At 63.2% G+C, this 26,759-nt stretch carries 25 protein-coding genes; 19 read left to right on the plus strand and 6 right to left on the minus strand.

Annotated elements, in window-relative coordinates:
- Window position 1 precedes the first annotated feature (1 nt).
- The 4 genes from ugpC to ugpB form a co-directional block, all read right to left on the minus strand.
- Window positions 2–1,009 carry a sn-glycerol-3-phosphate ABC transporter ATP-binding protein UgpC gene (gene ugpC, locus LPW39_RS01185; RefSeq protein WP_230770617.1) on the minus strand — a complete coding sequence of 336 codons (1,008 nt, stop codon included), beginning with the start codon at window positions 1,007–1,009 and terminating at the stop codon, window positions 2–4.
- 54 nt (window positions 1,010–1,063) lie between these two features.
- Window positions 1,064–1,912: a sn-glycerol-3-phosphate ABC transporter permease UgpE gene (ugpE, locus tag LPW39_RS01190; RefSeq protein ID WP_116927066.1), complete on the minus strand. Its 849-nt coding sequence runs from the start codon at window positions 1,910–1,912 to the stop codon at window positions 1,064–1,066.
- A gap of 2 nt (window positions 1,913–1,914) precedes the next feature.
- Window positions 1,915–2,796 carry a sn-glycerol-3-phosphate ABC transporter permease UgpA gene (gene ugpA / locus LPW39_RS01195; protein WP_230770618.1) on the minus strand — a complete coding sequence of 294 codons (882 nt, stop codon included), beginning with the start codon at window positions 2,794–2,796 and terminating at the stop codon, window positions 1,915–1,917.
- A gap of 110 nt (window positions 2,797–2,906) precedes the next feature.
- The gene (gene ugpB, locus LPW39_RS01200; protein WP_230770620.1) at window positions 2,907–4,223 is read right to left on the minus strand and encodes a sn-glycerol-3-phosphate ABC transporter substrate-binding protein UgpB; all 1,317 of its coding nucleotides are present in this window, start codon (window positions 4,221–4,223) and stop codon (window positions 2,907–2,909) included.
- A gap of 492 nt (window positions 4,224–4,715) precedes the next feature.
- Between ugpB and LPW39_RS01205 the strand changes: the two genes are divergently transcribed.
- The 18 genes from LPW39_RS01205 (at window position 4,716) to LPW39_RS01290 (ending at window position 24,013) form a co-directional block, all read left to right on the plus strand.
- On the plus strand, window positions 4,716–8,627 hold the full coding sequence (locus LPW39_RS01205; RefSeq protein WP_230770621.1) for a DUF3683 domain-containing protein: 3,912 nt from the start codon (window positions 4,716–4,718) through the stop codon (window positions 8,625–8,627).
- A complete protein-coding gene (locus tag LPW39_RS01210) occupies window positions 8,624–9,091 on the plus strand; it encodes an HIT family protein (protein ID WP_230770623.1) in 468 nt (155 codons plus the stop codon). Before LPW39_RS01205 ends, LPW39_RS01210 begins: the two co-directional genes overlap by 4 nt.
- A gap of 103 nt (window positions 9,092–9,194) precedes the next feature.
- Complete coding sequence (locus tag LPW39_RS01215) at window positions 9,195–9,611, plus strand: gamma-butyrobetaine hydroxylase-like domain-containing protein (protein WP_230770624.1); 417 nt, start codon at window positions 9,195–9,197, stop codon at window positions 9,609–9,611.
- A 190-nt stretch (window positions 9,612–9,801) separates the two neighbouring features.
- On the plus strand, window positions 9,802–10,533 hold the full coding sequence (gene ubiE, locus LPW39_RS01220) for a bifunctional demethylmenaquinone methyltransferase/2-methoxy-6-polyprenyl-1,4-benzoquinol methylase UbiE (protein WP_133858717.1): 732 nt from the start codon (window positions 9,802–9,804) through the stop codon (window positions 10,531–10,533).
- Between the two features lie 147 nt (window positions 10,534–10,680).
- On the plus strand, window positions 10,681–11,670 hold the full coding sequence (locus LPW39_RS01225) for a Tim44 domain-containing protein (RefSeq protein WP_230770626.1): 990 nt from the start codon (window positions 10,681–10,683) through the stop codon (window positions 11,668–11,670).
- Between the two features lie 75 nt (window positions 11,671–11,745).
- Complete coding sequence (locus tag LPW39_RS01230; RefSeq protein WP_230770628.1) at window positions 11,746–12,387, plus strand: hypothetical protein; 642 nt, start codon at window positions 11,746–11,748, stop codon at window positions 12,385–12,387.
- Entirely contained in the window at window positions 12,384–13,955 is a 1,572-nt protein-coding gene (gene ubiB / locus LPW39_RS01235; RefSeq protein ID WP_230770630.1) for a ubiquinone biosynthesis regulatory protein kinase UbiB, read from the plus strand. The genes LPW39_RS01230 and ubiB overlap by 4 nt, the downstream gene beginning before the upstream one ends.
- 40 nt (window positions 13,956–13,995) lie before the next feature.
- Entirely contained in the window at window positions 13,996–15,477 is a 1,482-nt protein-coding gene (locus LPW39_RS01240; protein ID WP_230770632.1) for a sodium:solute symporter family protein, read from the plus strand.
- A 102-nt stretch (window positions 15,478–15,579) separates the two neighbouring features.
- The gene (locus LPW39_RS01245; RefSeq protein ID WP_230770634.1) at window positions 15,580–15,870 is read left to right on the plus strand and encodes an FmdB family zinc ribbon protein; all 291 of its coding nucleotides are present in this window, start codon (window positions 15,580–15,582) and stop codon (window positions 15,868–15,870) included.
- Window positions 15,871–15,885: 15 nt separating this feature from the next.
- Window positions 15,886–16,524, plus strand: coding sequence for a DUF502 domain-containing protein (locus tag LPW39_RS01250; protein WP_230770636.1), 639 nt, complete (start codon window positions 15,886–15,888; stop codon window positions 16,522–16,524).
- A 41-nt stretch (window positions 16,525–16,565) separates the two neighbouring features.
- Entirely contained in the window at window positions 16,566–18,374 is a 1,809-nt protein-coding gene (gene aspS / locus LPW39_RS01255) for an aspartate--tRNA ligase (protein WP_230770638.1), read from the plus strand.
- Between the two features lie 140 nt (window positions 18,375–18,514).
- The gene (locus LPW39_RS01260; protein ID WP_230770639.1) at window positions 18,515–19,348 is read left to right on the plus strand and encodes a CsgG/HfaB family protein; all 834 of its coding nucleotides are present in this window, start codon (window positions 18,515–18,517) and stop codon (window positions 19,346–19,348) included.
- A 2-nt stretch (window positions 19,349–19,350) separates the two neighbouring features.
- On the plus strand, window positions 19,351–19,836 hold the full coding sequence (nudB, locus tag LPW39_RS01265; protein WP_230770640.1) for a dihydroneopterin triphosphate diphosphatase: 486 nt from the start codon (window positions 19,351–19,353) through the stop codon (window positions 19,834–19,836).
- The gene (locus LPW39_RS01270; protein ID WP_230770641.1) at window positions 19,833–20,588 is read left to right on the plus strand and encodes an endonuclease/exonuclease/phosphatase family protein; all 756 of its coding nucleotides are present in this window, start codon (window positions 19,833–19,835) and stop codon (window positions 20,586–20,588) included. Before nudB ends, LPW39_RS01270 begins: the two co-directional genes overlap by 4 nt.
- A 133-nt stretch (window positions 20,589–20,721) precedes the next feature.
- Entirely contained in the window at window positions 20,722–21,453 is a 732-nt protein-coding gene (gene folE, locus LPW39_RS01275; protein WP_230770642.1) for a GTP cyclohydrolase I, read from the plus strand.
- Window positions 21,454–21,530: 77 nt separating this feature from the next.
- Window positions 21,531–22,421 carry a DMT family transporter gene (locus tag LPW39_RS01280; protein ID WP_230770643.1) on the plus strand — a complete coding sequence of 297 codons (891 nt, stop codon included), beginning with the start codon at window positions 21,531–21,533 and terminating at the stop codon, window positions 22,419–22,421.
- Between the two features lie 3 nt (window positions 22,422–22,424).
- Entirely contained in the window at window positions 22,425–23,282 is an 858-nt protein-coding gene (locus LPW39_RS01285) for a DUF429 domain-containing protein (RefSeq protein WP_230770644.1), read from the plus strand.
- A 71-nt stretch (window positions 23,283–23,353) separates the two neighbouring features.
- A complete protein-coding gene (locus tag LPW39_RS01290) occupies window positions 23,354–24,013 on the plus strand; it encodes a LysE family translocator (RefSeq protein WP_230770645.1) in 660 nt (219 codons plus the stop codon).
- 48 nt (window positions 24,014–24,061) lie between these two features.
- Here the strand turns inward: LPW39_RS01290 and LPW39_RS01295 are convergent, their stop codons facing one another.
- Window positions 24,062–24,454, minus strand: a complete 393-nt coding sequence (locus LPW39_RS01295; protein WP_230770646.1) for a tautomerase family protein — start codon at window positions 24,452–24,454, stop codon at window positions 24,062–24,064.
- Window positions 24,455–24,556: 102 nt separating this feature from the next.
- Between LPW39_RS01295 and LPW39_RS01300 the strand changes: the two genes are divergently transcribed.
- Entirely contained in the window at window positions 24,557–25,414 is an 858-nt protein-coding gene (locus tag LPW39_RS01300) for a LysR family transcriptional regulator (protein WP_230770647.1), read from the plus strand.
- A gap of 4 nt (window positions 25,415–25,418) precedes the next feature.
- Here LPW39_RS01300 and LPW39_RS01305 read toward each other — a convergent pair whose 3' ends face one another.
- A complete protein-coding gene (locus LPW39_RS01305) occupies window positions 25,419–26,759 on the minus strand; it encodes a tetratricopeptide repeat protein (RefSeq protein ID WP_230770648.1) in 1,341 nt (446 codons plus the stop codon).

The following is a 26,759-nucleotide window of genomic DNA, read 5'->3' on the forward strand; positions in this document are numbered from 1 at the left end:
CTCAGATGCGCTTGCCGGTTTCTGCGTGGAACCAGTGCAGGCGGTCTTCGCGGGCGCTGATGCGCGCCACTTCGCCGGGCTTGGGGAAGGCATGGCCTTCCTCGACGCGCACGACGACTTCTTCACCGCCGACCTTGCCGTACAGCAGGCGCTCGGCGCCCAGCAGTTCCACGGTTTCCACCTGGAACTCCCAGCCGCCCGAGGCCACCAGGTCGATGTGCTCGGGGCGGATGCCCAGGATCTGACCGGCCTTGCCAATGGGGGCGTTCTTCAGCAGGTTCATCGGCGGCGAGCCGATGAAGCCGGCCACAAAGGTCGACGCGGGCGTGTGGTAGACCTCTTCAGGCGTGCCGAACTGCTCGACATTGCCGCCGTTCATCACGATCATGCGCTGGGCCAGGGTCATGGCCTCGACCTGGTCGTGGGTCACGAACAGACTGGTGATGCCCAGCTCGGCGTGCAGCTTCTGGATCTCGATGCGGGTCTGGCCGCGCAGCTTGGCGTCCAGGTTGGACAGCGGCTCGTCAAACAGGAAAACCTGGGGCTGGCGCACGATGGCGCGGCCCATGGCTACGCGCTGGCGCTGGCCGCCCGACAGCTGGCGCGGCTTGCGGTCCAGCAGGTGCGACAGCTCCAGAATCTTGGCGGCCTTGTCCACGCGGCGCTTGATCTCGTCCTCGGGCACCTTGGCGAGCTTGAGGCCGTAGGCCATGTTCTCGTAGTTGCTCATGTGCGGGTAGAGCGCGTAGTTCTGGAACACCATGGCGATGTTGCGCTTGGCGGGCTCCAGGTTGTTGACGATCTTGTCGCCAATCATCAGGTCACCGCCGGTGATTTCTTCCAGGCCGGCAATCATGCGCAGCAGGGTCGATTTGCCGCAGCCCGAGGGCCCGACCAGGACGATGAATTCGCCGTCCTTGATTTCGGCATTGACGCCATGGATCACGGGAACGGCGGTCTTGCCGGTGCCGTAGCGTTTGACAATGTTCTTGAGAGAGATGGAAGCCATATGAAGGTTTCGTTGTATCGGTCAAAGATGGTGGAGGGACAAGATGGCGAGGGGTTACTTTTCGGTATCCACCAGACCTTTGACAAACCACTTTTGCATCAGCATCACCACCAGGGTCGGTGGCAGCATCGCCAGGATGGCCGTAGCCATCACGATATTCCAGTCCACAGCGGCTTCGCCGCCTGCCAGCATGCGCTTGATGCCGATCACCACGGGGTACATGTCTTCCGAGGTGGTCATCAGCAAGGGCCAGAGGTACTGGTTCCAGCCGTAGATGAACTGGATCACGAACAGCGCAGCGATCGAGGTGCGCGACAGCGGCACGAGGATGTCCTTGAAAAAGCGCATTGCGCCGGCGCCGTCGATGCGTGCCGCTTCCACCAGCTCATCTGGTACCGTCAGGAAGAACTGGCGGAACAGGAAGGTGGCGGTGGCCGAGGCGATCAGCGGCAGGGTCAGACCGGCGTAGCTGTTGAGCAGGCCCAGTTCTGCCACGACCTTGTAGGTGGGCAAAATCCGCACTTCAACAGGCAGCATCAGGGTGAGGAAAATCGCCCAGAAGCAGATCATCTTGAAGGGGAAGCGGAAGTAGACGATGGCAAAGGCCGACAGCAGCGAGATGGCGATCTTGCCGACGGTGATGATCATCGCCACCCAGAAGCTCACCCACATCATGTGCATAACATTGGTGTTGGAGCCCAGCTTGCCGGAGCCGAACAGCGCGGCCTGGTAGTTTTCCCAGAGGTGGGCGCCAGGCAGCAGCGGCATGGGGGACTGCACGATGGCATCGGCCGTGTGGGTCGATGCGATGAAAGCCAGGTACAGCGGGAAGGCCACAATCGCCACGCCGAGCACCAGCACGGCGTGCGAGAAGAAATTGAGCCAGGGATTGCGGTCAACCATGATCAGTACTGCACTTTCTTTTCAACATAGCGGAACTGAACCACGGTCAGCACAATGACGATCAGCATCAGTACGACGGACTGCGCTGCAGAGCCGCCCAGATCCAGCGCCTTGAAGCCGTCCTGGTAGACCTTGTAGACCAGGATCGAGGTCGATTGGCCTGGGCCGCCTTGTGTGGCTGCATCGATGATGCCGAAGGTGTCGAAGAACGCGTAGACGATGTTGATCACCAGCAGGAAGAAGGTGGTGGGCGACAGCAGCGGCAGCTGGATGTTCCAGAAACGGCGCCAGGGTCCGGCACCGTCGATGGATGCGGCTTCAATCAGTGCCTTGGGGATGGACTGCAGGCCTGCGAGGAAGAACAGGAAGTTGTAGGAAATCTGCTTCCACACCGAGGCCATGACGATCAACGCCATCGCCTGGTTGTCATTCATCATGTGGTTCCAGTTGTAGCCCAGCTTGCCCAGGTAATAGGTGACCACGCCGATGGAGGGCGAGAACAGAAACACCCACAGCACGCCGGCAATGACGGGCGCGACAGCGTAGGGGACGATCAGCAAGGTCTTGTAGACCATAGCGAAGCGCACGATGCGGTCTGCAAAGATGGCCAGCACCAGCGAGATGGCAATGCCAGCGCCTGCGACCAGCACCGAGAACATGGCGGTGCGCTTGAAGGAATTCAGATAGGTGGGGTCGGCGAACAGGTTGCGGAAGTTATCCAGCCCGACCCATTCGGTGCTCATGCCGAAGGCGTCTTCCATCTGGAAGGACTGCAGCACAGCCTGGCCAGCGGGCCAGAAAAAGAAAATGCCAATGATCAGCAACTGCGGTGCAATCAACACCCAGGGCAGCCATTTAGAGCGGAAAAGTACGCGTTTTTCCATGATGGAGCTTAAAAACAAAAAAACCGCCGGGGCTGCAGGCAGCCGCCGGGCGATGGTTCATCGACTGCGCCAGCCCCACGCGTGCGGGGTTGGCGACTGTGATGAAAGGATTAAGGCTTGTACGACTTTTCGAAGCGAGCCAGCAGTTCGTTGCCACGGGACACGATGGCGTCCAGGGCTTCCTTGCCGGTCTTCTTGCCAGCCCAGACCTGTTCGAGTTCTTCGTCCTCGATGGTGCGGATCTGTACGTAGTTACCCAGACGGATACCACGCGAGTTGTCAGTGACCTTGCGGATCATCTGCGTCACGGCGGTGTCGGTGCCAGGGTTCTTTTGGTAGAAGCCGGACTTCTCGGTCAGCTCATAGGCAGCCATCGTCACAGGCAGGTAGCCGGTGCGCTGGTGCGAAGCGGCCTGCACCTTGGTTTGTGACAGGAACTCGAAGAACTTGGCAACGCCCTTGTATTCTTCCGACTTCTTGCCCGCCATCACCCACAGCGATGCGCCACCGATCACGGTGTTCTGGGGTGCGCCCTTGACATCAGGGTAGTAAGGCAGCGCAGCCAGGCCGTAGGCGAACTTGGCGTTCTTGGCCACGTCGCCGTAGAAACCGGACGAGGTCTGGATCATCGCGCATTCACCGGCGGTGAACGACGCCTGGGCGGTGGAAGCACGGCCCTTGTAGACAAACTCACCGGCCTTGGCTGCAGCGGCCAGGTTGTCGATGTGCTTGACGTGCAGCGGCGAGTTGAGCTTGAGGCGGGCCTTGTAGCCGTTGGCCGAGAGGCCGTTTTGCTCGGTCGCGAACTCGACGTTGTGCCAGGTGGAGAAGGACTCCAGCTGAGTCCAGCCTTGCCATGCCAGGGTCATCGGGCAGCTGTGGCCGCTTTCCTTGAGCTTCTTGGCAGCAGCGAACACCTCAGGCCAGGTGGTGGGCGCCTTTTCCGCGTCCAGGCCAGCCTTCTTGAAGGCGTCCTTGTTGTAATAGAAGATGGTCGTCGAGCTGTTGAACGGGAAGCTCAGCATCTGGCCGTTGGGCGCGGTGTAGTAACCGGCCACGGCGGGGATGTAAGCCTTGGGATCGAAGGACACGCCGGCGTCCGACATCACCTTGCCCACAGGCACGGTAGCACCCTTGGAAGCCATCATCGTGGCGGTGCCCACTTCAAACACTTGCAGGATGTGGGGCGCATTGCCCGAGCGGAAAGCCGCGATCGCTGCAGTCATCGATTCGTCGTACACACCCTTGAAGGTGGGCACAATCTTGTATTCCTTCTGGCTGTCGTTGAACTCCTTGGCCAGGTCGTTGACCCATTCGTTGTTCACGGCGGTCATGGAGTGCCACCATTGGATCTCGGTGACGGCATGGGCGGACAGGCTGGTAGTGGCTGCAATACCGGCAGCGATGACCAAACGCTTGAAGTGCATGAATGCTCCTAGGGGTTTATAAAACGCTCAAAAACGAATCGTATGTGGCGTTTGTGAATGTTCTGTGACGTTGTGGCATATCCGCTGGTTTTAGGCAACTGGGGAAAGCCAGCGCCCGTCCGCACAGCGTCAACAAATACAAGGCGTTACGATTGTAGTTCAGCCACCATTCGTAATCGAGAGAAAAGTGTAACCTTAGGGGTTTAGAGGCGACACGGCTTAGGGGTTGTCACATGGGACTGTCAAACAGCTGTGGTAGGGGCGGTCTGCCGCTTCGAAATGCTCAATTTCGATCAAATAAGAAAAAATTGGAAAAAGCGGACACTGACGCAAGCTGCCACTGGCCAGGGAAGATGCAGCCGGGCAAAGCCAGACTGCGGCGTACCATGTTTTAAAAGGGGTAGCCATGCGTGCAAGCCCGGTGTCATAAAATCGGTGGCCCCACTGCTTACCCATAAAAGGGAGCGCCCGCTCCCGTACAGGTCCCCACACATGAACGCACCGATTGCGCTGGCAAGCTTGCAAGCACAGGTTGACGGGCCCGCCCGTCTCCGCGAGATCCCCTACAACTACACCTCGTTCTCCGACCGCGAAATCGTGATTCGCCTGCTGGGCTCGCAGGCCTGGGATCTGCTGGACCAGCTGCGTCAGGAGCGCAAGACGGGCCGCTCGGCCCGCATGCTCTACGAGGTGATGGGTGATATCTGGGTCGTGCAGCGCAATCCCTATCTGCAGGACGACCTGCTGCACAACCCCGGCCGCCGCAAGCAGCTGGTGGAAGCGCTGGAGCACCGCCTGGCCGAGGTGCAAAAGCGCCGTGCGCCTGCCGAGGACCCGGCGCGCGATGCCTTGGTGGGGCAGCTGATTGCAGCAGCGCAGGTGGCGGTGTCCGAGTTCGACACCACCTTGCAGGAGGCTACCGAGCTGCGCCGCAAGGTGCTGCGCACCTTCAAGCCGCTGACCGCGAAGGACAATGTCAAGTTCGACGGCCTCTCGCGCGTGAGCCATGTGACCGACGCGACCGACTGGCGCGTCGAGTACCCGTTTGTCGTGTTGACGCCCGACACAGAGGAAGAAATGGCCGTGCTGGTCAAGGCCTGTATCGACCTGGGGCTGACCATCGTGCCCCGCGGAGGTGGCACCGGATACACCGGCGGCGCCATTCCGCTGAGCTGGCGCAGTGCCGTCATCAACACCGAGAAGCTGGAGAAGATGTCCGAGGTGGAGATGGTGTCGCTGCCGGGCATCGACCACCCGGTGCCCACCGTCTGGTCGCAGGCCGGCGTGGTGACCCAGCGCGTGGCCGATGCCGCCGAGCGTGGTGGTTTTGTGTTTGCAGTCGATCCGACGTCGATCGAGGCCTCGTGCATCGGCGGCAACATCGCGATGAATGCTGGCGGAAAGAAGGCGGTGCTCTGGGGCACGGCGCTGGACAACCTGGCCAGCTGGCGCATGGTCACGCCCGATGCGCAGTGGCTGGAAGTCACGCGCCTGGACCACAACCTGGGCAAGATCCACGACGCCGAAATGGCCAGCTTCGAGCTGAAATACCTGGAGGCCGACGGCAAGACCCTGGTGCGCACCGAGCGCCTGGACATTCCCGGCTACAAGTTCCGCAAGGAAGGCCTGGGCAAGGATGTCACCGACAAGTTCCTCTCGGGCCTGCCGGGCATCCAGAAAGAGGGCTGTGACGGCCTGATCACCAGCGCGCGCTGGGTGGTGCACCGCATGCCGTCGCACACCCGTACCGTCTGCCTGGAGTTCTTTGGCAATGCGAAGGATGCCGTGCCCTCGATCGTCGAGATCAAGGACTATATGTTTGGCGAGCAAAAGCGCTGCGGCGTGTTGCTGGCCGGGCTGGAGCACCTGGATGACCGCTACCTGAAGGCGGTGGGCTATGCCACCAAGAGCAAGAAACATGGCGGCCTGCCCAAGATGGTGCTGTTTGGCGACATCGTGGGCGACAACCCCGATGAAGTGGCACGCGTGACCAGCGAAGTGGTGCGCATTGCCAACTCGCGCAGCGGCGAAGGCTTTATCGCCATCAGCCCTGAGGCACGCAAGAAATTCTGGCTGGACCGCAAGCGCACGGCGGCCATCAGCCGCCATACCAACGCCTTCAAGATCAATGAAGACGTGGTGATTCCGCTGCCCCGCATGGCCGAGTACACCGACGGCATCGAGCGCATCAACATCGAGCTGTCGCTGAACAACAAGATCAAGCTGTGCGACGCGCTGCACGACTTTTTTGCCAAGGGCAAGCTGCCACTGGGCAAGCAGGACGATGCCAACGATATTCCATCGGCCGAGCTGCTGGAAGACCGCGTCGCGCAAGCGCTGGTGCTGCTGACCGAGGTGCGCAACCGCTGGCAGGGCTGGCTCGATGGCGTGGCCGAGCAGTTCCGCCAGCTGCAGGACCACAGCCTGCGCGCCAGCTGGAAGAACGACCTGCGCGCGCCGCTGGCCACCATCTTTGCCGGCTCGGCCTACCAGCCGATCATGGACGAGGTCATTGCCATCCACCAGCGCGTGCTCAAAGGCCGCGTGTTTGTGGCGCTGCACATGCATGCCGGCGACGGCAATGTGCACACCAATCTGCCGGTCAACAGCGATGACTATGAAATGCTGACCACCGCGCATGCCGCCGTGGCCCGCATCATGGCGCTGGCGCGTAGCCTGGACGGCGTGATCTCTGGTGAGCATGGCATCGGCATCACCAAGCTGGAGTTCTTGAGCGACGACGAGCTGCGCCCGTTTGCCGAGTACAAGGCCAAGATTGATCCGCACGGCCACTTCAACAAGGGCAAGCTGCTGCGCCCCGAAGAGCGCCGACTGCTGCTGGAGCAGACCTATGCCGGCGACAAATCGCGCAAGTCGCTGATGTATGCCGATCTGACCAATGCCTACACGCCATCGTTCGGCCTGATGGGGCATGAGTCGCTGATCATGCAGCAAAGCCATATCGGCGCGATTGCCGACTCGGTCAAGGACTGCCTGCGCTGCGGCAAGTGCAAGCCGGTCTGCGCCACCCATGTGCCGCGCGCCAATCTGCTCTACAGCCCGCGCAACAAGATTCTGGCCACTTCGCTGCTGGTCGAGGCCTTCCTCTACGAAGAGCAGACACGCCGTGGCGTGTCGATCCGCCACTGGCAAGAGTTCGAAGACGTCTCCGACCACTGCACGGTCTGCCACAAGTGCGCCACGCCTTGCCCGGTCAAGATCGACTTTGGCGATGTGACGATGAACATGCGCAACCTGCTGCGGCAGATGGGCAAGAAGAGCTTCCGTCCGGGCAACAAGGTGGCCATGGCCATGCTCAACGCGACCAACCCCGACACCATCAAGCTGCTGCGCAAGACCATGGTGGGCGTGGGCTTCAAGGCCCAGCGCCTGGCGGTCGATGTGCTCAAGGGCTTTGGCAAGCGCCAGACCGCGCACCCACCCGCCAGCGTGGGCACGGCACCGCTCAAGGAGCAGGTGATCCACTTCGTCAACAAGAAGTTGCCCGGTGGACTGCCCAAGCAGACGGCGCGCGCGCTGCTTGATATCGAGAACAAGGACTACGTGCCCATCATCCGGGACCCGAAGGCCACCACCTCGGAGACCGAGGCGGTGTTCTATTTCCCTGGATGCGGCTCCGAGCGCCTGTTCAGCCAGGTGGGCTTGGCCACGCAGGCCATGCTCTGGCACGCCGGTGTGCAGACCGTGCTGCCGCCGGGCTACCTATGCTGCGGTTATCCCCAGCGCGGCTCGGGCCAGTTCGACAAGGCCGAGAAGATGATCACCGACAACCGGGTGCTTTTCCACCGCGTGGCCACGACCTTGAACTACCTGGACATCAAGACCGTGGTGGTGAGCTGCGGCACCTGCTACGACCAGCTGCAAGGCTACCAGTTCGACAAGATCTTCCCCGGCTGCCGCATCATCGACATCCATGAATACCTGCTGGAAAAGGGTGTGACCTTGCAGGGCAAGAGCTCCTACCTTTACCACGACCCCTGCCACACGCCGATGAAGCAGCAGGACCCGATGAAGACCGTCAAGGCCCTGGTGGGTGACAACGTGCTCAAGAGCGAGCGCTGCTGCGGTGAATCGGGCACCTTGGGCGTGACCCGGCCCGATATCTCCACGCAGATCCGCTTTCGCAAGACCGAAGAAATCCGCAAGGGCGAAGCGCAGCTGCGCGAGTCAGGCCAGGTGGAGGCTAAGGAGAACGTCAAGATCCTGACCAGCTGCCCGAGCTGCCTGCAGGGACTGAACCGCTACCAGGGCGACCTGCAGAACGGGCTGCTCGAAGCCGATTACATCGTCGTTGAGATGGCGCGCGAGATCCTGGGTGAGAATTGGATGCCCGAGTACGTGCAGCGCGCCAACAACGGCGGCATCGAACGGGTGCTGGTATGACGGCGGCCACCGCCAACCCCGACTGCCCGCTGTGCCAGACCGAGGGCGGACGCCTGGTCTGGCAGGGCGCCCGGGGTGGCGCGCTGCTGCGCGTCATCCATGCCGACGAGGCCGGTTTCCCCGCCTTCTACCGCGTGGTCTGGGGCGCGCATGTGGCCGAGCTGTCGGATCTGTCCGAGTCCGAGCGTCAGTGGTGCATGGATGCGGTGATGGCGGTAGAGCTGGCGCTGCGCGCCCTGGAGCCCGCACCAGCCAAGATCAACCTGGCCACTCTGGGCAACATGGTGCCGCATCTGCACTGGCATGTGATTGCACGCTATGCGGAGGACAGCCATTTCCCTGCGCCCGTCTGGGCGGTGGCCCAGCGCCCGCGCAATGCCGGACTGGAAGCGGCGCTGGCCGCGCAACTGCCAGCAGCCGAGGCGCGTATGCAGGCGGCGCTGGAGCGCCTGAGTACGGCATAATTGCTATTGTTTTTGATAGCACGGCGCTGCCTTGCATGGCCCGCCCTGCGTTCATCTGGGCCTGGGCCTGCGGGCCGCTGCGCCTGGTTTGCAAAGGATTGACATGGCTGGCTTGAACCAGGATACCCCCACCCCAACCGCACTGACCGTGCATGGCGCAAGCCGCGTGCTGGAAGTGCAATACGCCGATGGCGCGGCCTTTCGTCTGCCTTTTGAGCTGCTGCGCGTGTACTCGCCCTCGGCCGAAGTGCAGGGCCATGGCCCGGGGCAGGAAGTGCTGCAGACCGGCAAGCGCGATGTGACCATCGTTGCGGTGGAGCCGGTGGGCAACTACGCCATCAAGCCCATCTTCTCGGACGGCCATGAAAGCGGCCTCTACAGCTGGCAGTACCTCTACGAGCTGGGCAGCCGCCAAAGCGAGCTCTGGCAGGACTACCTGGACCGCCTGCAGGCAGCAGGTGTCGACCGCGACCAGCCCATGCCCGGCAAGGCGGGCAGCGCCTGCGGACACCAGCACTGAGCCAGCGCTGGCCCTTATCACTGAATGGCGACGCGGTCATTCGGAAAAATTTTGTATTTAAAGCTATTAAACTTATAGCTCTGAGTATTCGCCATCATTGGCTTTGGGCGTTTTATGCATTGAACTGCATACCCTCGAATAATCCGGGGTATGGGGGTCGGACGTTACAGAGCTTGCTAGCATTCACACCATGAGCACCACCCACTTTGGATTTGAGACCGTTGACGAGAAGGACAAGGCGCGCAAGGTGCGCGGCGTGTTCGACTCGGTCGCGAGCAAATATGACGTGATGAACGACCTGATGTCCGGTGGCCTGCACCGGGTCTGGAAGCACTACACCGTCATGGTTGCCAACCTCAAGGAAGGCCAGCGGGTGCTGGACATCGCGGGCGGTACCGGTGATCTGTCGCTGGCCTTTGCGAAAAAAGTCGGCCACAGCGGCCAGGTGGTGCACACCGATATTAACGAGGCCATGCTGCGCGTGGGCCGCGACCGCCTGATCGACAAGGGTCTGAACCTGCCGACCACGGTCTGCGATGCCGAGGCCCTGCCTTTCCCCGACCAGTACTTTGACGTCGTGAGCGTGGCCTTCGGCCTGCGCAACATGACCAACAAGGACCAGGCGCTCAAGGAAATGTGCCGCGTGCTCAAGCCACGCGGCAAGCTGCTGGTGCTGGAGTTTTCCAAGGTGGCCAAACCGCTGGAGAAGGCCTACGACTTGTATTCCTTCCAGGTGCTACCACGTATAGGTCAGATGGTGGCGGGCGATGCCGACAGCTACCGCTACCTTGCCGAATCGATTCGCATGCATCCTGGCCAGGCCGAACTCAAGGCCATGATGCAAAAAGCAGGCTTTGGTCATGTGGACTACCACAACATGACGGCAGGGATTACCGCCTTGCATGTCGGGATCAAATGCTGAGAAAGTGAGACGCGATACCGGTCGCAAAGCCAGGCGCCTGCCCAGTGCCCAGCGCAATACAACACAACAGACCGGTGTTGCTGAGAAGCGGGCGTGGATGAAATAGCCGGCGCAAAGGCGTACCGGCCCTAACAAAACGGAGCAAATATGACAAAACTGTGGTCAGTGGTCTTGGTGGTACTGCTGGCATTTGTGCACCTCGATGCCGATGCCAAGCGCATGGGAGGTGGCAAGTCCATGGGCCAGCAGTCCGGCAATGTAACCCAACGGCAGGCCACGCCTGCGCAAGCACCTGGCAACAATGCCACCGCGCCTGCGCAAGCCCAGCGCCCAGCCACCCCGAATGCCGCCCCTGCGGCGCCCAAGAAGCCTTGGGGCGCGATGCTCGGCGGCCTGGCCGCCGGCCTGGGCCTGGCCTGGCTGGCCCACTCGCTGGGCTTTGGTGAAGCCTTTGCCAACATGCTGCTGATCGGCCTGGCCATCATGGCGGTGCTGGCCATCGTCGGCTTTGTGATGCGCCGCAAGGGCGCAGCTGCAGCCCAACCTGCGCAGTCGCCTTTCGCCTTCCAGGGTGCTGGCAATGCCGCGCCGCAAGCGCCGGTATCGGCACCGGTGGCCCCGCAGTACAACCCCGAGAAGGTCGGCAATGACGCCTCGGCCCGCCCCTGGGAGCAGGGTGCAGCGCCTGCTGCAGCCGCTGGTGGCAGCATGATCGGCTCCGGCCTGGCCGGTGCCCAATCCTGGGGTGTGCCTGAAGGTTTCGACACCCATGGCTTCCTCGAGGCCGCCAAGCGCAACTTCGTGACCCTGCAGTCCGCCTGGGACCGCTCGGACATCAACACCCTGCGCTCGATGATGACTGACGACATGCTCGGCGAAGTCAAGGGCCAGCTGCAGGACCGTGAGCAGCACCGTGAAGGCGTGCAGCCCAACCAGACCGACGTGGTGATGCTCGAAGCCCAGTTGCTAGGTATCGAGGATGTGGGCAATGCCTACATGGCCAGCGTCGAGTTCTCGGGCATGATCCGCGAAGAAGCCCATGCCGGCCCGAGCCCCTTCCGCGAAGTCTGGAACATGACCAAGCCCAAGGACGGCACCAGCGGCTGGCTGGTGGCAGGCCTTCAGGCCCTTCAGTAAGCAAACCGTAAAACTCCACCGCTTTGCCTGTTAATGCTTACGACAGGCGGCGGACTTGGGGAATAATTGGGGACTATGGCAACACAGTCCCCTTTTTCTTTTCCGGGCGGCATTTTTGCGCGCATTCTGGAGTCGGCCCAACCCCCGCAGTGGCTGGTGTCTGAGGTGCAGCACCGCGTGGTGCTGTTCCTCAACCATGTGCTGATGCAGGAAAGTGCGGCCATGGAGCGCCTCGTGCGCCAAAGCGGACGCGTGGTCCAGGTGCAGTGGCGCAGCATTGTGCTGGCGCTCAAGATCACCCCCGCCGGCCTGCTGGACCTGGCTGGCGCCCAGGAAACCCCCGACTTGCGCGTGCAGGTGGTCGATGATTCGCCACTGGCCTTGGCGCGCGGCGTCATCCAGGGCGAAAAGCCCGCCATCCGCATCGATGGCGATGTGCAGTTTGCCGCCGAGATCCAGTGGCTGGTGGACCATGTGCGCTGGGATGCGGAAGAAGACCTGGCCCGCCTGGTGGGTGACACCCCCGCGCATTGGCTGGCCCAGCTGGGCCAGCGCGTAGCGGCGGCGCTGCGCCAGTTCGTCAGCATGGGTGTGCGCACCGCTGACCGCTTTGGTGCCAGCCGCTTCAGCGCACAGGCCCAGCCGCCGGCGCCGCCGACGCCTCCCGGCTATGGTGCCGACAGCAGCGACACGGCCAGCGAGCGCAAACCGACATGACACGCTTTCTACGCGGCTTCACCATATTGTGGGTGGTCTGGCGCTATGGTCTGCATGACATGGTGCTGTCGAGCTTCAACCATCCCTGGCTCAAGGGCATCACCTGCGTACTGCGCATAGGCCGCAAGTGGACGGAGCCGCGCGGCCAGCGCCTGCGTGAGGCGCTGGAGCAACTGGGCCCCATCTTTGTCAAGTTCGGCCAGGTGCTGTCCACCCGGCGCGACCTGCTGCCCCCCGATATCGCCGAAGAGCTGTCCCTGTTGCAGGACCGCGTGCCCTCGTTCGACCCGCGCATTGCGGTGCAGACCATTGAGCGTGCTTTCCGCAAGCCGCTGGCCGAGGTGTTTGTCAGCTTTGACGAGAAGCCGATCGCCAGCGCCTCGATTGCCCAGGTGCACTTTGCCACCATCCGCACCCGTGCGGGTGAGCTGCGCGATGTCGCCGTGAAGGTGCTGCGCCCGGGCATGCTGCCGGTGATCGACAGCGACCTCGCACTGATGCGCACGATGGCCGAGCTGGTCGAGAAGTTCTCTGCCGACGGCAAGCGCCTCAAGCCGCGCCAGGTGGTGGCCGAGTTCGACACCTACCTGCACGACGAGCTCGATCTGATGCGCGAGGCCTCGAACGCGGCCCAACTGCGCCGCAACATGGAAGGTCTGGACCTGGTGCTAATCCCCGAGGTGTTCTGGGATTTCTGCCACCAGGAGGTGATGGTGATGGAGCGCATGAATGGCGTGCCCATCAACCAGGTCGATACCCTGCGCGCTGCCGGTGTCGATATCCCCAAGCTTGCCCGCGATGGCGTGACTATCTTCTTCACCCAGGTGTTCCGCGATGGCTTCTTCCATGCGGACATGCACCCCGGCAATATCCAGGTCAGCCTGGAGCCCGAGAGCTTTGGCCGCTATATCTCGCTGGACTTTGGCATTGTCGGCACCCTGACCGAGTTCGACAAAGAGTACCTGGCGCAGAACTTCACCGCCTTTTTCCGTCGCGACTACAAGCGCGTGGCCGAGCTGCACATCGAAAGCGGCTGGGTGCCGCCCGATACCCGCGTCGATGAGCTAGAGGCTGCCATCCGCGCAGTCTGCGAGCCCTACTTTGACCGCCCGCTCAAGGAAATTTCACTGGGCATGGTGCTGATGCGCCTGTTCCAGACCTCGCGGCGTTTCCAGGTCGAGATCCAGCCGCAGCTAGTGCTGCTGCAAAAAACCCTGCTCAACATCGAAGGCCTGGGCCGCCAGCTCGACCCCGATCTGGACCTGTGGAGCACGGCCAAGCCCTTTCTCGAGAAATGGATGCTCGACCAGATGGGCCCCCAGCGCCTGTGGCGCGAACTCAAATCCCAGGCGCCGCGTTATGCCAAGCTGCTGCCCGACATGCCCCGCCTGGTGCACCAGTACCTGGCGCGCAATGGCAGCAATGGCCACAACGACGAGACGCTCAAGGAACTGCTGGCGCAGCAGAAATTGACGAACAAGCTGCTGCAGATCATCATTTGCGGCGGCATTGGTTTTGTCCTGGGGCTGGTGGTACTGCAAGTATTCATCCGCATCCGACTTTTTTAAACCTTTCAACCTTAGCCTTACGCTTTGCAGGAGTGACAACGTGCTGCTCTACATGGTGATCGCCTACCTATTCGTAACCATTGGCGTGGGGCTGTGGGCCGCCAGGCGGGTCAAGAACACCGCAGATTTCGCCGTTGCCGGCCGCCATCTGCCGCTGTTCATGATCATCACCACCACCTTTGCGACCTGGTTCGGCTCCGAGATCGTGCTGGGCGTGCCCGCCAAGTTCATCGAAGGCGGCCTGCGCAATGTGGTGGAAGACCCGTTTGGTGCCGGCATGTGCCTGATCCTGGTGGGCATGTTCTTTGCGGCCAAGCTCTACCGCATGAACCTGCTGACCATCAGCGACTACTACCGCAAGCGCTATGGCAGTGCGGTGGAGATCATCTGCTCGCTGATCATCATGCTGAGCTACCTGGGCTGGGTCTCCGCCCAGGTCACCGCCCTCGGCCTGGTGTTCAACCTGCTGTCGGGCGGCGCGGTCAGCATCCCCATGGGCATGGTGATCGGTGTGGTCTCCATCCTGGCCTATACCTTGTTTGGCGGCATGTGGTCGGTCGCAGTCACCGATTTTGTGCAGATGATCATCCTCGTGGTCGGCCTGATGGTGCTGGCCTTCTTCGCGTCGGACATGGCCGGTGGCGCCGGCAAGGTGATCGACCTGGCCACCAGCCGCGATCTGTTCCAGTTCTGGCCCGAGCCGAGCTGGCACGACATCATCTTCTTCTTTGCTGCGGCTATCACGATGATGCTGGGCTCGATCCCGCAGCAGGACGTGTTCCAGCGCGTGATGTCGGCCAATACCGAAAAGTCGGCCGTGCGTGGCACCATCATCGGTGGCTCGGCGTACATCCTGTTCGCCTTTGTGCCCATGTTCCTGGTGGCCAGTGCGCTGATCATCATGCCCGAGGCGACGTCGGCCCTGCTCAAGGACGATCCGCAGAAAGTGCTGCCCACCCTGGTGATGGAGAAGATGCCCTTTGTGATGCAGGTGCTGTTCTTTGGCGCGCTGCTGTCGGCCATCAAGTCCTGCGCGTCGGCCACCTTGCTGGCGCCTAGCGTCACCTTCACCGAGAACATCTGGCGCCAGTTCCGCCCCAAGGTGAGCGATCGTGAAAACCTCAAGACCATGCGCATCAGCGTGCTGGTGTTCAGCGCCTGCGTGCTGGCCTATTCGATCCGCATGCAGGGCACCCCCATCTATGAGCTGGTCTCGGGCGCCTACCAGGTGCCGCTGGTCGGCGCCTTTGTGCCGCTGGTGATGGGCCTGTACTGGAAGCGTGCCACCACCCAGGGCGCGCTGCTGGCGGTGTTCCTGGGCATCGGCATCTGGCTGGCGGGCCTGAACATGGCCTGGGGCGCTGCCTTCCCGGCCCAGCTGGCCGGCGTGCTGGCGGCCTTCACCGGCATGGTGGCCGGCTCGCTGCTGCCCCAAGCCATTCGCAACCAGAAAACGGATGTGCAGGCCTTTGTGGCAGATACAGCGCCTGCCCCAGGTGGCGTGTCCGTGGCGGGACGCTGAGCGGCTTTGGACCGGACCGGCTGCGGTGCTTAGCCCGTGGGCCGGATCGGTTTTGCAACCCGCCTATAATCAAGAGTTTCCCTCCGTTTTCTTACACGCGCGATGCCTATTTACGCCTACAAGTGCAGTGCCTGCGGCTATGCCAAGGATGTTTTGCAAAAGATATCGGATGCGCCGCTGACGGACTGCCCCGAATGCAAGCAAGCCAGCTTCTCCAAGCAACTGACGGCCCCTGGGTTCCAACTCAAGGGCACGGGCTGGTACGCCACCGATTTCAGTGGCAAGTCGGCCCCGGCGGCCCCGGCCAGCGCGCCTGCTGCCGAGGTGGCTGCGCCTGCAGCGGCAGCAACCCCCGCACCTGCACCGGCTGCCAGCGGCGGCTCGGCGGTCTGAGGGCTGACGGCGGTGATGGCGTCCCTGCGTAAATGGTTGCTGACCGGGCTGCTGGTCATTGTGCCGGGGGTCATCACGGTCTGGGTGCTCAACTGGATCATCGGCACGCTCGACCAGACCTTGCTGATCCTGCCGCAGCACTGGCAGCCTGATGAGGTCCTGGGCTACCATATCCCCGGTTTCGGCGTGGTGCTGACTCTGGCGATCCTGCTGATCGTTGGCGGCATTGCCAGCAATTTTGTCGGCCGCAAGCTGGTGGCCTGGGGCGATGCGCTGGTCAGCCGTATTCCGGTGGTGCGCTCGATCTATTCGAGCGTCAAGCAGGTGTCCGACACCTTGTTTTCCGAGAGCGGCAATGCCTTTCGCACCGCCGTCATGGTGCAGTGGCCCCACCCCGGCATGTGGACCATCGGTTTTGTGACCGGCGCGCCCAGCGGTGAGCTGGACAGCCACCTGCACCAGAACCCGGACAGTGCCGATACCGCGTTTGTCAGCGTCTACGTGCCCACCACGCCCAATCCCACGGGTGGCTACCTGGTGATGGTGCGCAAGAGCGACTGCATTGAATTGAACATGAGCGTGGATGCTGCGCTTAAATACATCGTCTCGATGGGGGTCGTGGCTGCGCCCGATGTCCCCACGGGGTCTAAATAACTGAGAACTAAGGCACCTTCATCGGTGCAGGAAGATTGGCTATGGCAATGCGTTCCCAATACTGCGGTCAAGTGACCGAAGCCCAGATGGGCGAAACCGTGAGCCTGTGCGGCTGGGTCAATCGCCGCCGTGACCACGGTGGTGTGATTTTCATCGACCTGCGTGACCGCGAAGGTTATGTGCAAGTGGTCTGCGACCCTGACCGCGCCGAGATGTTCAAGGTCGCTGAAGACGTGCGCAATGAGTTCTGCGTGCAGGTCAAGGGCCTCGTGCGTGCCCGTCCTGACGGCACCACCAACGATTCGATCAAGAGCGGCAAGATCGAAGTGCTGTGCCACGAGCTGACCGTGCTCAACGCCTCGGTGACGCCTCCGTTCCAGATCGACGACGAGAACCTGTCGGAAACCGTGCGCCTGACCAACCGCGTGCTGGACCTGCGCCGCCCCACGATGCAGCGCAACATGATGCTGCGCTACAAGACGGCCATCCAGGTCCGCAACTTCCTGGACAAGGAAGGCTTCATCGACATCGAGACGCCGATGCTGGGCAAGAGCACGCCCGAAGGTGCGCGTGACTACCTGGTGCCCAGCCGCGTGCACGACGGCGAATTCTTCGCACTGCCCCAGTCGCCCCAGCTGTACAAGCAGATGCTGATGGTGGCCGGCTACGACCGCTACTACCAGATCACCAAGTGCTTCCGCGACGAAGACCTGCGCGCTGACCGCCAGCCCGAGTTCACGCAGATCGACTGCGAAACCTCGTTCCTGAACGAAGAAGAGATCCGCGCCATTTTCCAGCGCATGATCAAGGAAGTGTTCCAGACCCAGCTGAATGTGGATCTGGGCGAGTTCCCGATCATGACCTACCAGGACGCGGCCTTCCGCTTTGGCTCGGACAAGCCGGACCTGCGCGTCAAGCTGGAGTTCACCGAGCTGACCGACGTGATGAAGGATGTGGACTTCAAGGTCTTCTCCGGCGCCGCCAACATGAAGGGCGGCCGCGTGGTGGGTCTGCGTGTGCCAGGCGGCGCGCGCGAGCAGGGCGGTCTGTCGCGTGGCGACATCGACGCCTACACCGACTTCGTCAAGATCTATGGCGCCAAGGGCCTGGCCTACATCAAGGTCAACGAGCTGGCCAAGGGCCGTGACGGCCTGCAGTCGCCGATCGTCAAGAACATCCATGACGCCGCGATTGCCGAGATCCTCAAGCGCACCGAAGCGCAGGATGGCGATTTGATCTTCTTTGGCGCCGACAAGGAAAAGATCGTCAACGACGCCATCGGCGCGCTGCGCATCAAGATCGGCCACAGCGCCTTCGGCAAGAGCACCGGCCTGTTTGAAGACCGTTGGGCACCGCTGTGGGTGGTGGACTTCCCGATGTTCGAATACGACGAGGAAAACGACCGCTGGGCGGCCGTGCACCACCCCTTCACGTCGCCCAAGGACGGTCATGAGGACCTGATGGACACCGATCCCGGCAAGTGCATCGCGAAGGCCTACGACATGGTGCTGAACGGTTGGGAACTGGGCGGTGGCTCGGTGCGTATCCACCGCGCCGATGTGCAGTCCAAGGTGTTCACGGCCCTGAAGATCAGCGCCGAAGATGCACGTGCCAAGTTCGGCTACCTGCTGGACGCGCTGCAGTACGGCGCGCCTCCCCACGGTGGCCTGGCCTTCGGTCTGGACCGCCTGATCACCTTGATGACCGGCTCCGAGTCGATCCGCGACGTGATCGCCTTCCCCAAGACCCAGCGCGCCCAGGATCTGCTGACCCAGGCCCCATCGCCTGTGGACGAGAAGCAGCTGCGCGAACTGCACATCAAGCTGCGCAACCCAGCCGGCGCGCAGTAAGCGGAGCGCGCGGTGCATGGGCCTGCCTGATGCACAGCGCCGCCACAAGGCCAAAGCCCTCCAGGCTTTGGCCTTTTTTGTCATTCTGGGGCGCTATGCTCTGGCCTGACTGACAGATTGCAAAGGTAGCCATGCAAGCGATGACTGCGACTTCCAACCGAACCGTGCGCTGGGCATGCGCCATGGCCTTGGCCGCCATCGCGCTGGCCTTGGCCGGCTGCGGCGAGAAAAAGACCGAGCTGGGCGAAGGCGGCTCGGAAGTCTCCGGCTCGGCCGGGCCGGCAGGCGGCCAGGGCGCGCATGCCAGCCTGGAGCGCTGCGATGAGCCGATTGCCACCGTGGCCCTGCTGGAGAACCCGCGCGGCTATGTGATGCCCAGCAGTGTGAACCTGCCGCCCACCCCCGTGCCGCTGGTGCGCTTGCTGATGCAGCAAAGCGGCTGCTTTCGTGTGGTGGACCGTGCCGGTGGCCTGCAGGGCACCATCCGCGAGGGTGAGCTGCAGGATGCCGGCGTGCTGCGCCCCCATGGCACGGTGCAAAAGCGCAAGGGCTATGAGGCCCAGTACACGTTGGTGCCCAACCTCACCTTCAGCGAGCAGGATGCCGGCCGGGGCCTGGCGGGCATCATCGCGATGATCCCGGTGCTGCGCGATATCGCAGGGCTGGCCGGTGTGGCCGAGCAGGTCAAGTTCAAGGAGGCGCAGACGGCCCTGTTCCTGACCGACAACGAAACCACCGAGCAGGTCGCCGCTGCTACCGGCTCGGCCCGTGCGACCGACCTGGGCGTGGGCGGCGTGCTGCTGGGCCGCCTGGGTGGCGGCGCTGGCATGGGCTGGAGCAATACCAATGAGGGCAAGGTGATTGCCGCTGCGTTCCTGAACGCCCACAACCTGATGGTGCAGCAGGTGCGGTTGCTGCAGGCCAAGGCCTTGCCACCGGCCGTGGCCACCCGCAAGCCCGAGGCCCAGCGTTGACGATGCAAGCGACCACAGGCGCCAGCCTGCCCTACAAACTGCCGCGCTCGGTGCTGGTCATCATCCACACGGCCGATCTGCAGGTGCTGCTGCTGCGCCGCGTCAGCCAGATGGAGGGCCAGGACTACTGGCAACCGGTGACCGGCAGCCAGGACAGCGATAGCGAGAGCTGGCAGGAGACGGCGATCCGCGAGGTCTTCGAGGAAACCGGCATCGATGCCCGGCAGCCCGGCTGCGTGCTGCGCGACTGGGATCTGGAGAACACCTACCCGATCTACCCGGCCTGGCGCCACCGCTATGCGCCTGATGTCTGCATGAACACCGAGCATGTATTCAGCTTGCAGGTGCCGTCCTACACCAAGATCGTGCTCAGCCCCCGTGAGCACACCGCCCATGCGTGGCATGATTGGCAAGAGGCAGCACAGCGCTGCTATTCCATATCGAACAGCGAAGCCCTTCTCTGGCTGCCGAGGTTCATAGCTTCATGACCGATACTCACGACGATTTACCGATACTGCGGGTGGCGACCTACAACATCCACAAGGGGGTGCAGGGCCTGGGACCCGTGCGCAGATTGGAGATCCACAACCTGGGGCTGGCGGTCGAGCAGATGGATGCCGACATCATCTGCCTGCAGGAAGTGCGCAAGGACAACCGCAAGGAAGAGAGCTTCTTCAACAACTGGCCCGAGCAGAACCAGGCGGATTTTCTGACCCCGCTGGGCTACACCGCTGCCTACCGCACCAATGCCACTACCCGCTGGGGCGAGCATGGTAACGCCTTGCTCACACGCTGGCCGATTCTGGAGTCCAACCACCGCGACATCTCCGACCACCGCTTCGAGCAGCGCGGGCTCTTGCATGTGGCCATGGAGATTGCCGGCCGGCGCATCCACACCATCGTCGTGCACCTGGGCCTGGTGCATGGCAGCCGCCTGCGCCAGACTGCGCTGATCCATGAGTTCATCAAGGCCCATGTGCCCGATGACGAGCCAGTGATTGTCGCGGGCGACTTCAACGACTGGGGCTTTCAGGTCAAGCGCATGCTGGCCGGTTTTGGCCTGTTCGAGTACGACGAGCAGCCGCTGATGACCTATCCCTCGCGCCTGCCCGTTGTGCAGCTGGACCATGTCTATGCCCGGGGTCTGACGCCCTGCGGCCTGTTTGTGCCCCGGGGCCGCATCTGGTGGCGCATGTCCGACCATCTGCCGTTGATTGCCGAGTTCCGGCTGCGCGACTGATTTCTGGATCGAAACCCGTTTTTTGAGTGATAAATGCTATTGATTCAATAGCTTTTATGCTTTTCCTGCGTTGGCTGAGGGGCAAGACACAAGTCGGGCTTATAGGCTTGTAATCGCTGCTACTATTCTTAATATGTTTACAGAACTATCCGATCCGAATAAAGCACCCGCCAGCGACGAAGGCACGCCGGTGTCCGTCAAGATCCGTGAGCGGATAGTGGCAGCCCAGCAGCGCTTCCATGCCAATGACAACATCTCCGAGTTCATTGAGCCCGGTGAGCTCGAGCAGCTGCTCGACGAAGTCGAGAGCAAGATGCAGGGGGTGCTCGACAGCATGGTCATCAACACCAAGGACGACCACAACACCCACAACACCGCGCGCCGCGTCGCCAAGATGTACCTGACCGAGGTGTTCAAGGGCCGCTATGTGCCCCAGCCCGAGGTCACCGCCTTCCCCAATGCCGAGCACCTCAACGAGCTGATGATCGTCGGCCCGATCACCGTGCGCAGCGCCTGCAGCCACCACCTCTGCCCGGTCATCGGCAAGGTCTGGATCGGCGTGCTGCCCAACAAGAATACCAATGTGATCGGTCTGTCCAAATACGCCCGTCTGGTCGACTGGGTGCTGGGCCGCCCCCAGATTCAGGAAGAGGCCATCGTGCAGCTGGCCGATCTGATCATGAAGAAGACCCAGCCTGACGGCCTGGCCGTGGTGCTGGAGGCTTCGCACTTCTGCATGTCCTGGCGCGGTGTGCGCGAGATGGACTCCAAGATGCTCAACTCCGTCATGCGTGGCGAGTTCCTGACCAACCCCAATCTGCGGCGCGAGTTCCTGTCGCTGATTCCACAGCGCGCAGGCAACTGATCTGCACCCTGACCTTGTGACACCCGGGCCCGCCCCGGGTTATTTTTTTCCGCCTCGCTTCTTCCGTCCCGCCAGCCATGACGCTCCACGCTTTCACGCTCATCATCGCGGCCGGCATCATCCACGCTTTCTGGAACATCGTCGCCAAGAAAGCCGGTGGAGATGCCCGCTTCTCGCTGTTCACCTCGGTGCTCAATGCGCTGGTGTGGCTGCCGGTGGGCTGGTGGGTGGGCAAGGATGTGGTGCCGCAGTGGGGCAGCACCGAATGGGCCTTTGTCTCGGCCAGCGCCTTGCTGCATATCTTCTACTTTGTCACCCTGCTGCGCGGCTACCGGGTGGCTGACCTGACCGTGGTCTACCCGCTGGCGCGCGGCAGCGGGCCACTGATCTCCTCGATGGTGGCGGTGCTGTTTCTGGGCGAGCATCTGTCGAGCCTGGGCGCCCTGGGCATTGCCGCCGTGGTGGCGGGTGTGTTCCTGATTGCCGGCGGCCCGGCCATGCTGCGCGCCGCCACCCGGCCCGGGCCCGGTGAGGCCCGGGACCGCACCATCAAGGGCCTGTACTACGGCCTGCTGACTGGCCTGTTCATTGCCGCCTATACGGTGGTGGACAGCTATGCCGTCAAGGTGCTGCTGCTGTCGCCCATCTTGCTGGACTACATGGGCAACCTGGTGCGGGTGGTAATGCTGGCGCCGCTGGGCGTGATGGATTGGGGCGAGACCCGGCGCCTGTGGCTGCAGCAGTGGCGCTTTGCGCTGGTCGTCGCCATCTTCAGCCCCATGGCCTATGTGCTGGTGCTGTATGCGGTGCAGACTGCGCCCATCTCGCATGTGGCGCCTGCGCGCGAGGTCTCGATGCTGTTTGCCGCGCTGATTGGCGGCAAGCTGCTGGGCGAGGGCGACCGCCTGCTGCGCATTGCCGGTGCGCTGCTGATTGGCGTGGGCGTGGTCGCGCTGGGACTGGGCTGAGCGATGCCAAGGGCCGCACTGCCACCGGTACTGGGCTGCGATTTCAGCAGCAGCCCGAGCCGGCGCAAGCCTGTGGTGGTAGCCTGGGGCCAGCTGGATGCCGAGGCGGGCACCGTGGCGCTGCAGGGCTTTCACAGCTTTGCCAGCTTGGCCCAGTGGCAGGAGTTTTTGCAGCAGCAGCCTGCCTGGGTCGGGGGTTTTGACCTGCCGTTTGCGCTGCCGCGCGAACTGGTCAGCCAACTGGGCTGGCCCAGCGACTGGCAGGCCTGCATGCAGCATTACGCCGGCATGGAGCGCAGCGAGATCCGAACCCTGTTCAAGGCCTTTTGCGATGCCAGGCCAGCCGGCAGCAAGTTTGCCCACCGCGCCACCGATGGGCCCGCGGGCTCCAGCCCCTCAATGAAATGGGTCAATCCCCCCGTGGCCTGGATGCTGCATGCCGGCCTGCCCCGGCTGCTGGATGTGGGCGCGGATTTTCCGGGCCTGCTGCGCCGAGACAGTGCCCGCGTTGCGCTGGAGGCCTACCCCGGCATGCTGGCGCGCGAACTGATCGGCCGGCGCAGCTACAAAAGCGATGACCGCCAGCGGCAAACGCCCGAGCGCGCCGCTGCCCGCCAAGAGTTGCTGGATGCCTTGCTGCAAGGTGCCCATTCACTGCAACTGCGCCTGTTGGCCAGCCCGGCGCAGCTGGGCAGCATGCGGGATGATGCCAGCGGCGACCACCTCGATGCCGCCATCTGCATGCTGCAGGCGGCCTGGGGCCTGCGCTGCCATTTACAGGGCGATGCGCTCTATGGCCTGCCGCCCGGCACCGATCCGCTGGAAGGCTGGATTCTGACGGCGCCGCTGTCGCGCGCGTAGGTTGGGGCGGAGACAGCGCGCATTGCGGCAGGCCATAATGTGCCGGTCCTGAGCCCTGATAAGACCTTGCCATGCCCACTTTCCAATCCCTGCTGGCTTTTTTTGGTGTTGCCGTATTGCTGGCGCTGTCGCCCGGGCCGGACAACCTGTTTGTGCTGATGCAATCGATACAGCGTGGTTGGCGCGTGGGCATTGCCGTAGTGGTGGGCCTGTGCCTGGGCGTGGTGGTGCACACCACGGCGGTGGCGCTGGGGCTGGCAGCGGTATTTGCCGCGTCCAGCATTGCATTCACGGTGCTCAAGTGGTGTGGCGCTGCCTACCTGGCCTATCTTGCCTGGGGTGCCTGGCGGGCACCGGTGGCTGCAGATGCATCTGCTGGCGGAGCGGCCGCCAGCGGAAGCGGTCGGGCGGACATCGCAGGCAAGGACCTGCTGGTGATGGTGCGCCGTGGCTTGGTGATGAACCTCACCAACCCCAAGGTGCTGATCTTCTTCCTGGCCTTTTTGCCGCAGTTTGCCGACCCCGCCATCGGCCCGGTTGGCCCGCAGATCTTTGTCTTTGGCGCCGTGTTCATCCTGGCGGCCTTCCTGGTGTTTGGCGCCATTGCGCTGTTCTCCGGCGCCTTTGGCAACCTGCTGCTGCGCTCGCCGCGCGCGCAGTTCTGGCTCAACAAGATCACCGCTGTGGTGTTTGTGGGCCTGGCAGTCAAGCTGGCCACTGCGCAGCGCTGAGGCGCTGAGGCGCTGACAGGCCCCCGGCGGCTGCGCTGGCGGGCCGCTTTAGCTGTGGTGGTAGCGGTATTCCTGCGTTTTGCCGCCATAGCCATAGGCGGCAGCGCGTGCATCGATCACATGCACATAGGACACCGGGTGCAACTGCGGCATCAGGCCGGCCATCGTGTCATACACCGCTTGCAGGTAGCGCGCTTTCTCCGCCTTGGTATTGGTCTCGTCGGTGATGCTGATATCCAGCTGAAAGGCCGACTGCCCCAGCTCCTCCAGCGTCTGGCCGGCAATCCACCAGTCCTGCGCTGCGACCTGGGTGAAGGCGATGGCAATCACCTCGGGGCGCTTGCCCAGAATGTCTTGCGTGAGCTGGGCGATGGCCTGGCTGATCTGTTGCTGGCGCTCGGCATGGCGGGGGCCTGAGAGTTGGATGGCGATGTGGGGCATGAAAGGCTCCTGGGTGGATGATGGTCCATTGTGCAAGCCTTCTATGCATTTGAAAAACGGGAAGATATGATGGTAGATATCTGCTAAACCGTTGGATAAACCATGGCCCACCTGGACCTCGCCCAGCTCCGCACCCTGATCGCTGTTGTCGAGGCCGGCAGCCTGACGGCCGCCGCGCCGCAGCTGTTTCTGTCGCAGTCGGCGGTGAGCGAGCAGGTCAAGAAGCTGGAAGACTGCATTGGCAAGCCGCTGCTGCTGCGCAGCAAGACCGGCGTGCTGCCCACGGCGGCCGGCACCCAGCTGCTGGGCCATGCACGGGCGCTGGTAGGCATGGCCGACCATGCCTTGCGTGACATGCGCGGCCTGGCACTGCAGGGGGCCCTCAAGCTCGCCGTTACCGACTACTTCAAACCCGATGCGCTGGCGCGCATGCTCAAGGCCCTGGCCGAGCGCCACCCTGCTGTGCGGCTGGAGGTCAGCGTGCTGCGCAGCGCCGAGGTGGAGGCCGCCTATGCCCAGGGGCAGTGCGACTTGGGCCTGGTGATGGCGCTGCCCCCTTTCAAACAGCGCCTGCAGTTGCTGGGGCCGGAAGAGCCAATGGTCTGGGCCCGTGCCCGCCAATGGGCCGCCGAGCCCGGCCAGCCGCTGCCCTTGCTGGTGCTGCCCGACAGCTGCGCGCTGCGCCACTATGCCGAGACGCGTTTGCGCCAGCAGGGCGTGGACTATGTGGTGGCCCACCAGGCCTCCGGCGTCGCCGGCCTGCAGTCGGCCATTGCGGCTGGCCTGGGCGTGGCCTGCATCAACGCAGCGGTGCTGACCGAGGCGATGGCGCCCGTCCTGCCTGGCGCGGGCTTGCCGCGCCTGAGCCGTGTGCGCTTTGGCCTGCTGCCGGTGCAGGGCGCAGAGCCTGCGCTGGTGCAACAGGTGCGGGCCTTGCTGCAATCGGATTGGGTGGCTTAGACGATCAATGGGCCAGCGCCGCTGGCAGGCCCAGGCCCTGGTAAATGCGCCGCATATGCGCGGCCAGCCGTTTGGACTGCGGCTGCTGGTTGTGCCAGGGCTGCACCAGGTTTTGCAAGGCTGTCCACTGGCCGCTATGCCGCAACGCGCTCCAGTAGAGCTGGCTGAACAGGTCGCGCTGGGCATGGCTGCCGCCGACCTCGACCAGGCGCGCAATCAAGGGGCCCAGCAGCTGGGCGGCCTGTTGGTACTGGCCTTGCGCATGGGCCAGCAGGCCCCGCGCGGCGGGCAGGCAGACATCCTGCCAGGCGGTGCGCAGCCGGGGCTGCAGCTGCGCATCGGCATGGCTTTGCATGCTGGCCAGCAGCTGCTGCGCGGCCTGCCACTGCCCGGCGCGTGCCAGGCCGTACAGGTATTGCAGATCCAGAAACGGCAGCACATGGTCATGCTGGCGCTGCAGCAGGTAGGGACTGAGCTGCTGCCAGCGCTGGCCGACATCAACGCCCTCCAGCTCCAGCCGCGCCAGCAACGAGATGGAGCCAATCTGGTCCTGCGAATAGGCGGGCACCACCCCCCAGACCTGGCGGTCATGCAGCTGCAGCGCTTCATCGTGGCGCGCATCCTCCATCAGGAACAGTGCCAGGTGCCACCAGTTGTGCGTCTGCATGAAGGAGTTGAGCCCCGTCCAGCTGCCGCTGGCGCCTTGCATGAAGGCCAGGCCTTCATCCACACGGCCTTCGGTCAGCAGCACATGGGCCAGCGCATGGTGGGCCCAGGGCTCTTTGAAGCGCAGCTGCAGCGCATGGCGCGCTGCGCGCTCGGCCGGGCCGAGCAGATGGCATTGCTCATAGGCAAAGGCCAGCATGCCGTGGAAATAGGGGATATCGGCGCAGTGCGGCTGGGCGGCCAGCGCCATGCGCAGCATGGCCGGTGAATCGCCCAGGTTGAAGGCATGGTAGTGCGCGAGCTTGAGCGCGGCGAGATCGCGGGGGTAGTGGTGGACCAGCGCTTCCAGCCTGTGCGCGGCCAGGGGCGTGTCGCCATGGGCCCAGGCCTCGATGGCGGCCAGCCACTGCGCTTCGCGGTCATGGGCCTGCACCAGCTGGGTGCGGGCGCGCTGCAAAAAGGGCCGCGCCTGCTGGGCGGCCTGGGCGTCTTCGGCAAACAGATGGAGCGCGGCGCACCAGGTCTGCACCAGCGGGCTGGGGTCCCGCACGGCAATGTCTAGGATGCGCAGCACGCGCATCTCACAGGCGGCAAATCCTTCTGCAAAATCGTTCAGGTAGGGCAGGGCGGCCGCATCGCTGCTGACCGGGTTGCCATACAGGTCGTGCTGCATGCCCAT

Origin of the sequence: Comamonas koreensis, assembly GCF_021026195.1 — a bacterium.
Classification (GTDB): Bacteria; Pseudomonadota; Gammaproteobacteria; order Burkholderiales; family Burkholderiaceae_C; genus Comamonas; species Comamonas koreensis.

Excerpts from the sequence above, each read along its gene's own strand:
- LPW39_RS01230 (WP_230770628.1), top strand. The coding sequence starts at position 11,746 with ATGGCAACACAGTCCCCTTTTTCTTTTCCGGGCGGCATTTTTGCGCGC.
- LPW39_RS01245 (WP_230770634.1), top strand. The coding sequence starts at position 15,580 with ATGCCTATTTACGCCTACAAGTGCAGTGCCTGCGGCTATGCCAAGGAT.
- nudB (WP_230770640.1), top strand. The coding sequence starts at position 19,351 with ATGCAAGCGACCACAGGCGCCAGCCTGCCCTACAAACTGCCGCGCTCG.
- aspS (WP_230770638.1), top strand. The coding sequence starts at position 16,566 with ATGGCAATGCGTTCCCAATACTGCGGTCAAGTGACCGAAGCCCAGATG.
- LPW39_RS01215 (WP_230770624.1), top strand. The coding sequence starts at position 9,195 with ATGGCTGGCTTGAACCAGGATACCCCCACCCCAACCGCACTGACCGTG.
- LPW39_RS01260 (WP_230770639.1), top strand. The coding sequence starts at position 18,515 with ATGACTGCGACTTCCAACCGAACCGTGCGCTGGGCATGCGCCATGGCC.
- ugpE (WP_116927066.1), bottom strand. The coding sequence starts at position 1,912 with ATGGTTGACCGCAATCCCTGGCTCAATTTCTTCTCGCACGCCGTGCTG.
- folE (WP_230770642.1), top strand. The coding sequence starts at position 20,722 with ATGTTTACAGAACTATCCGATCCGAATAAAGCACCCGCCAGCGACGAA.
- LPW39_RS01300 (WP_230770647.1), top strand. The coding sequence starts at position 24,557 with ATGGCCCACCTGGACCTCGCCCAGCTCCGCACCCTGATCGCTGTTGTC.
- ugpA (WP_230770618.1), bottom strand. The coding sequence starts at position 2,796 with ATGGAAAAACGCGTACTTTTCCGCTCTAAATGGCTGCCCTGGGTGTTG.
- LPW39_RS01210 (WP_230770623.1), top strand. The coding sequence starts at position 8,624 with ATGACGGCGGCCACCGCCAACCCCGACTGCCCGCTGTGCCAGACCGAG.
- LPW39_RS01225 (WP_230770626.1), top strand. The coding sequence starts at position 10,681 with ATGACAAAACTGTGGTCAGTGGTCTTGGTGGTACTGCTGGCATTTGTG.
- ubiE (WP_133858717.1), top strand. The coding sequence starts at position 9,802 with ATGAGCACCACCCACTTTGGATTTGAGACCGTTGACGAGAAGGACAAG.
- LPW39_RS01205 (WP_230770621.1), top strand. The coding sequence starts at position 4,716 with ATGAACGCACCGATTGCGCTGGCAAGCTTGCAAGCACAGGTTGACGGG.
- LPW39_RS01285 (WP_230770644.1), top strand. The coding sequence starts at position 22,425 with ATGCCAAGGGCCGCACTGCCACCGGTACTGGGCTGCGATTTCAGCAGC.
- LPW39_RS01305 (WP_230770648.1), bottom strand. The coding sequence starts at position 26,759 with ATGGGCATGCAGCACGACCTGTATGGCAACCCGGTCAGCAGCGATGCG.
- ugpC (WP_230770617.1), bottom strand. The coding sequence starts at position 1,009 with ATGGCTTCCATCTCTCTCAAGAACATTGTCAAACGCTACGGCACCGGC.
- LPW39_RS01290 (WP_230770645.1), top strand. The coding sequence starts at position 23,354 with ATGCCCACTTTCCAATCCCTGCTGGCTTTTTTTGGTGTTGCCGTATTG.
- LPW39_RS01280 (WP_230770643.1), top strand. The coding sequence starts at position 21,531 with ATGACGCTCCACGCTTTCACGCTCATCATCGCGGCCGGCATCATCCAC.
- ubiB (WP_230770630.1), top strand. The coding sequence starts at position 12,384 with ATGACACGCTTTCTACGCGGCTTCACCATATTGTGGGTGGTCTGGCGC.
- LPW39_RS01250 (WP_230770636.1), top strand. The coding sequence starts at position 15,886 with ATGGCGTCCCTGCGTAAATGGTTGCTGACCGGGCTGCTGGTCATTGTG.
- LPW39_RS01270 (WP_230770641.1), top strand. The coding sequence starts at position 19,833 with ATGACCGATACTCACGACGATTTACCGATACTGCGGGTGGCGACCTAC.
- LPW39_RS01295 (WP_230770646.1), bottom strand. The coding sequence starts at position 24,454 with ATGCCCCACATCGCCATCCAACTCTCAGGCCCCCGCCATGCCGAGCGC.
- ugpB (WP_230770620.1), bottom strand. The coding sequence starts at position 4,223 with ATGCACTTCAAGCGTTTGGTCATCGCTGCCGGTATTGCAGCCACTACC.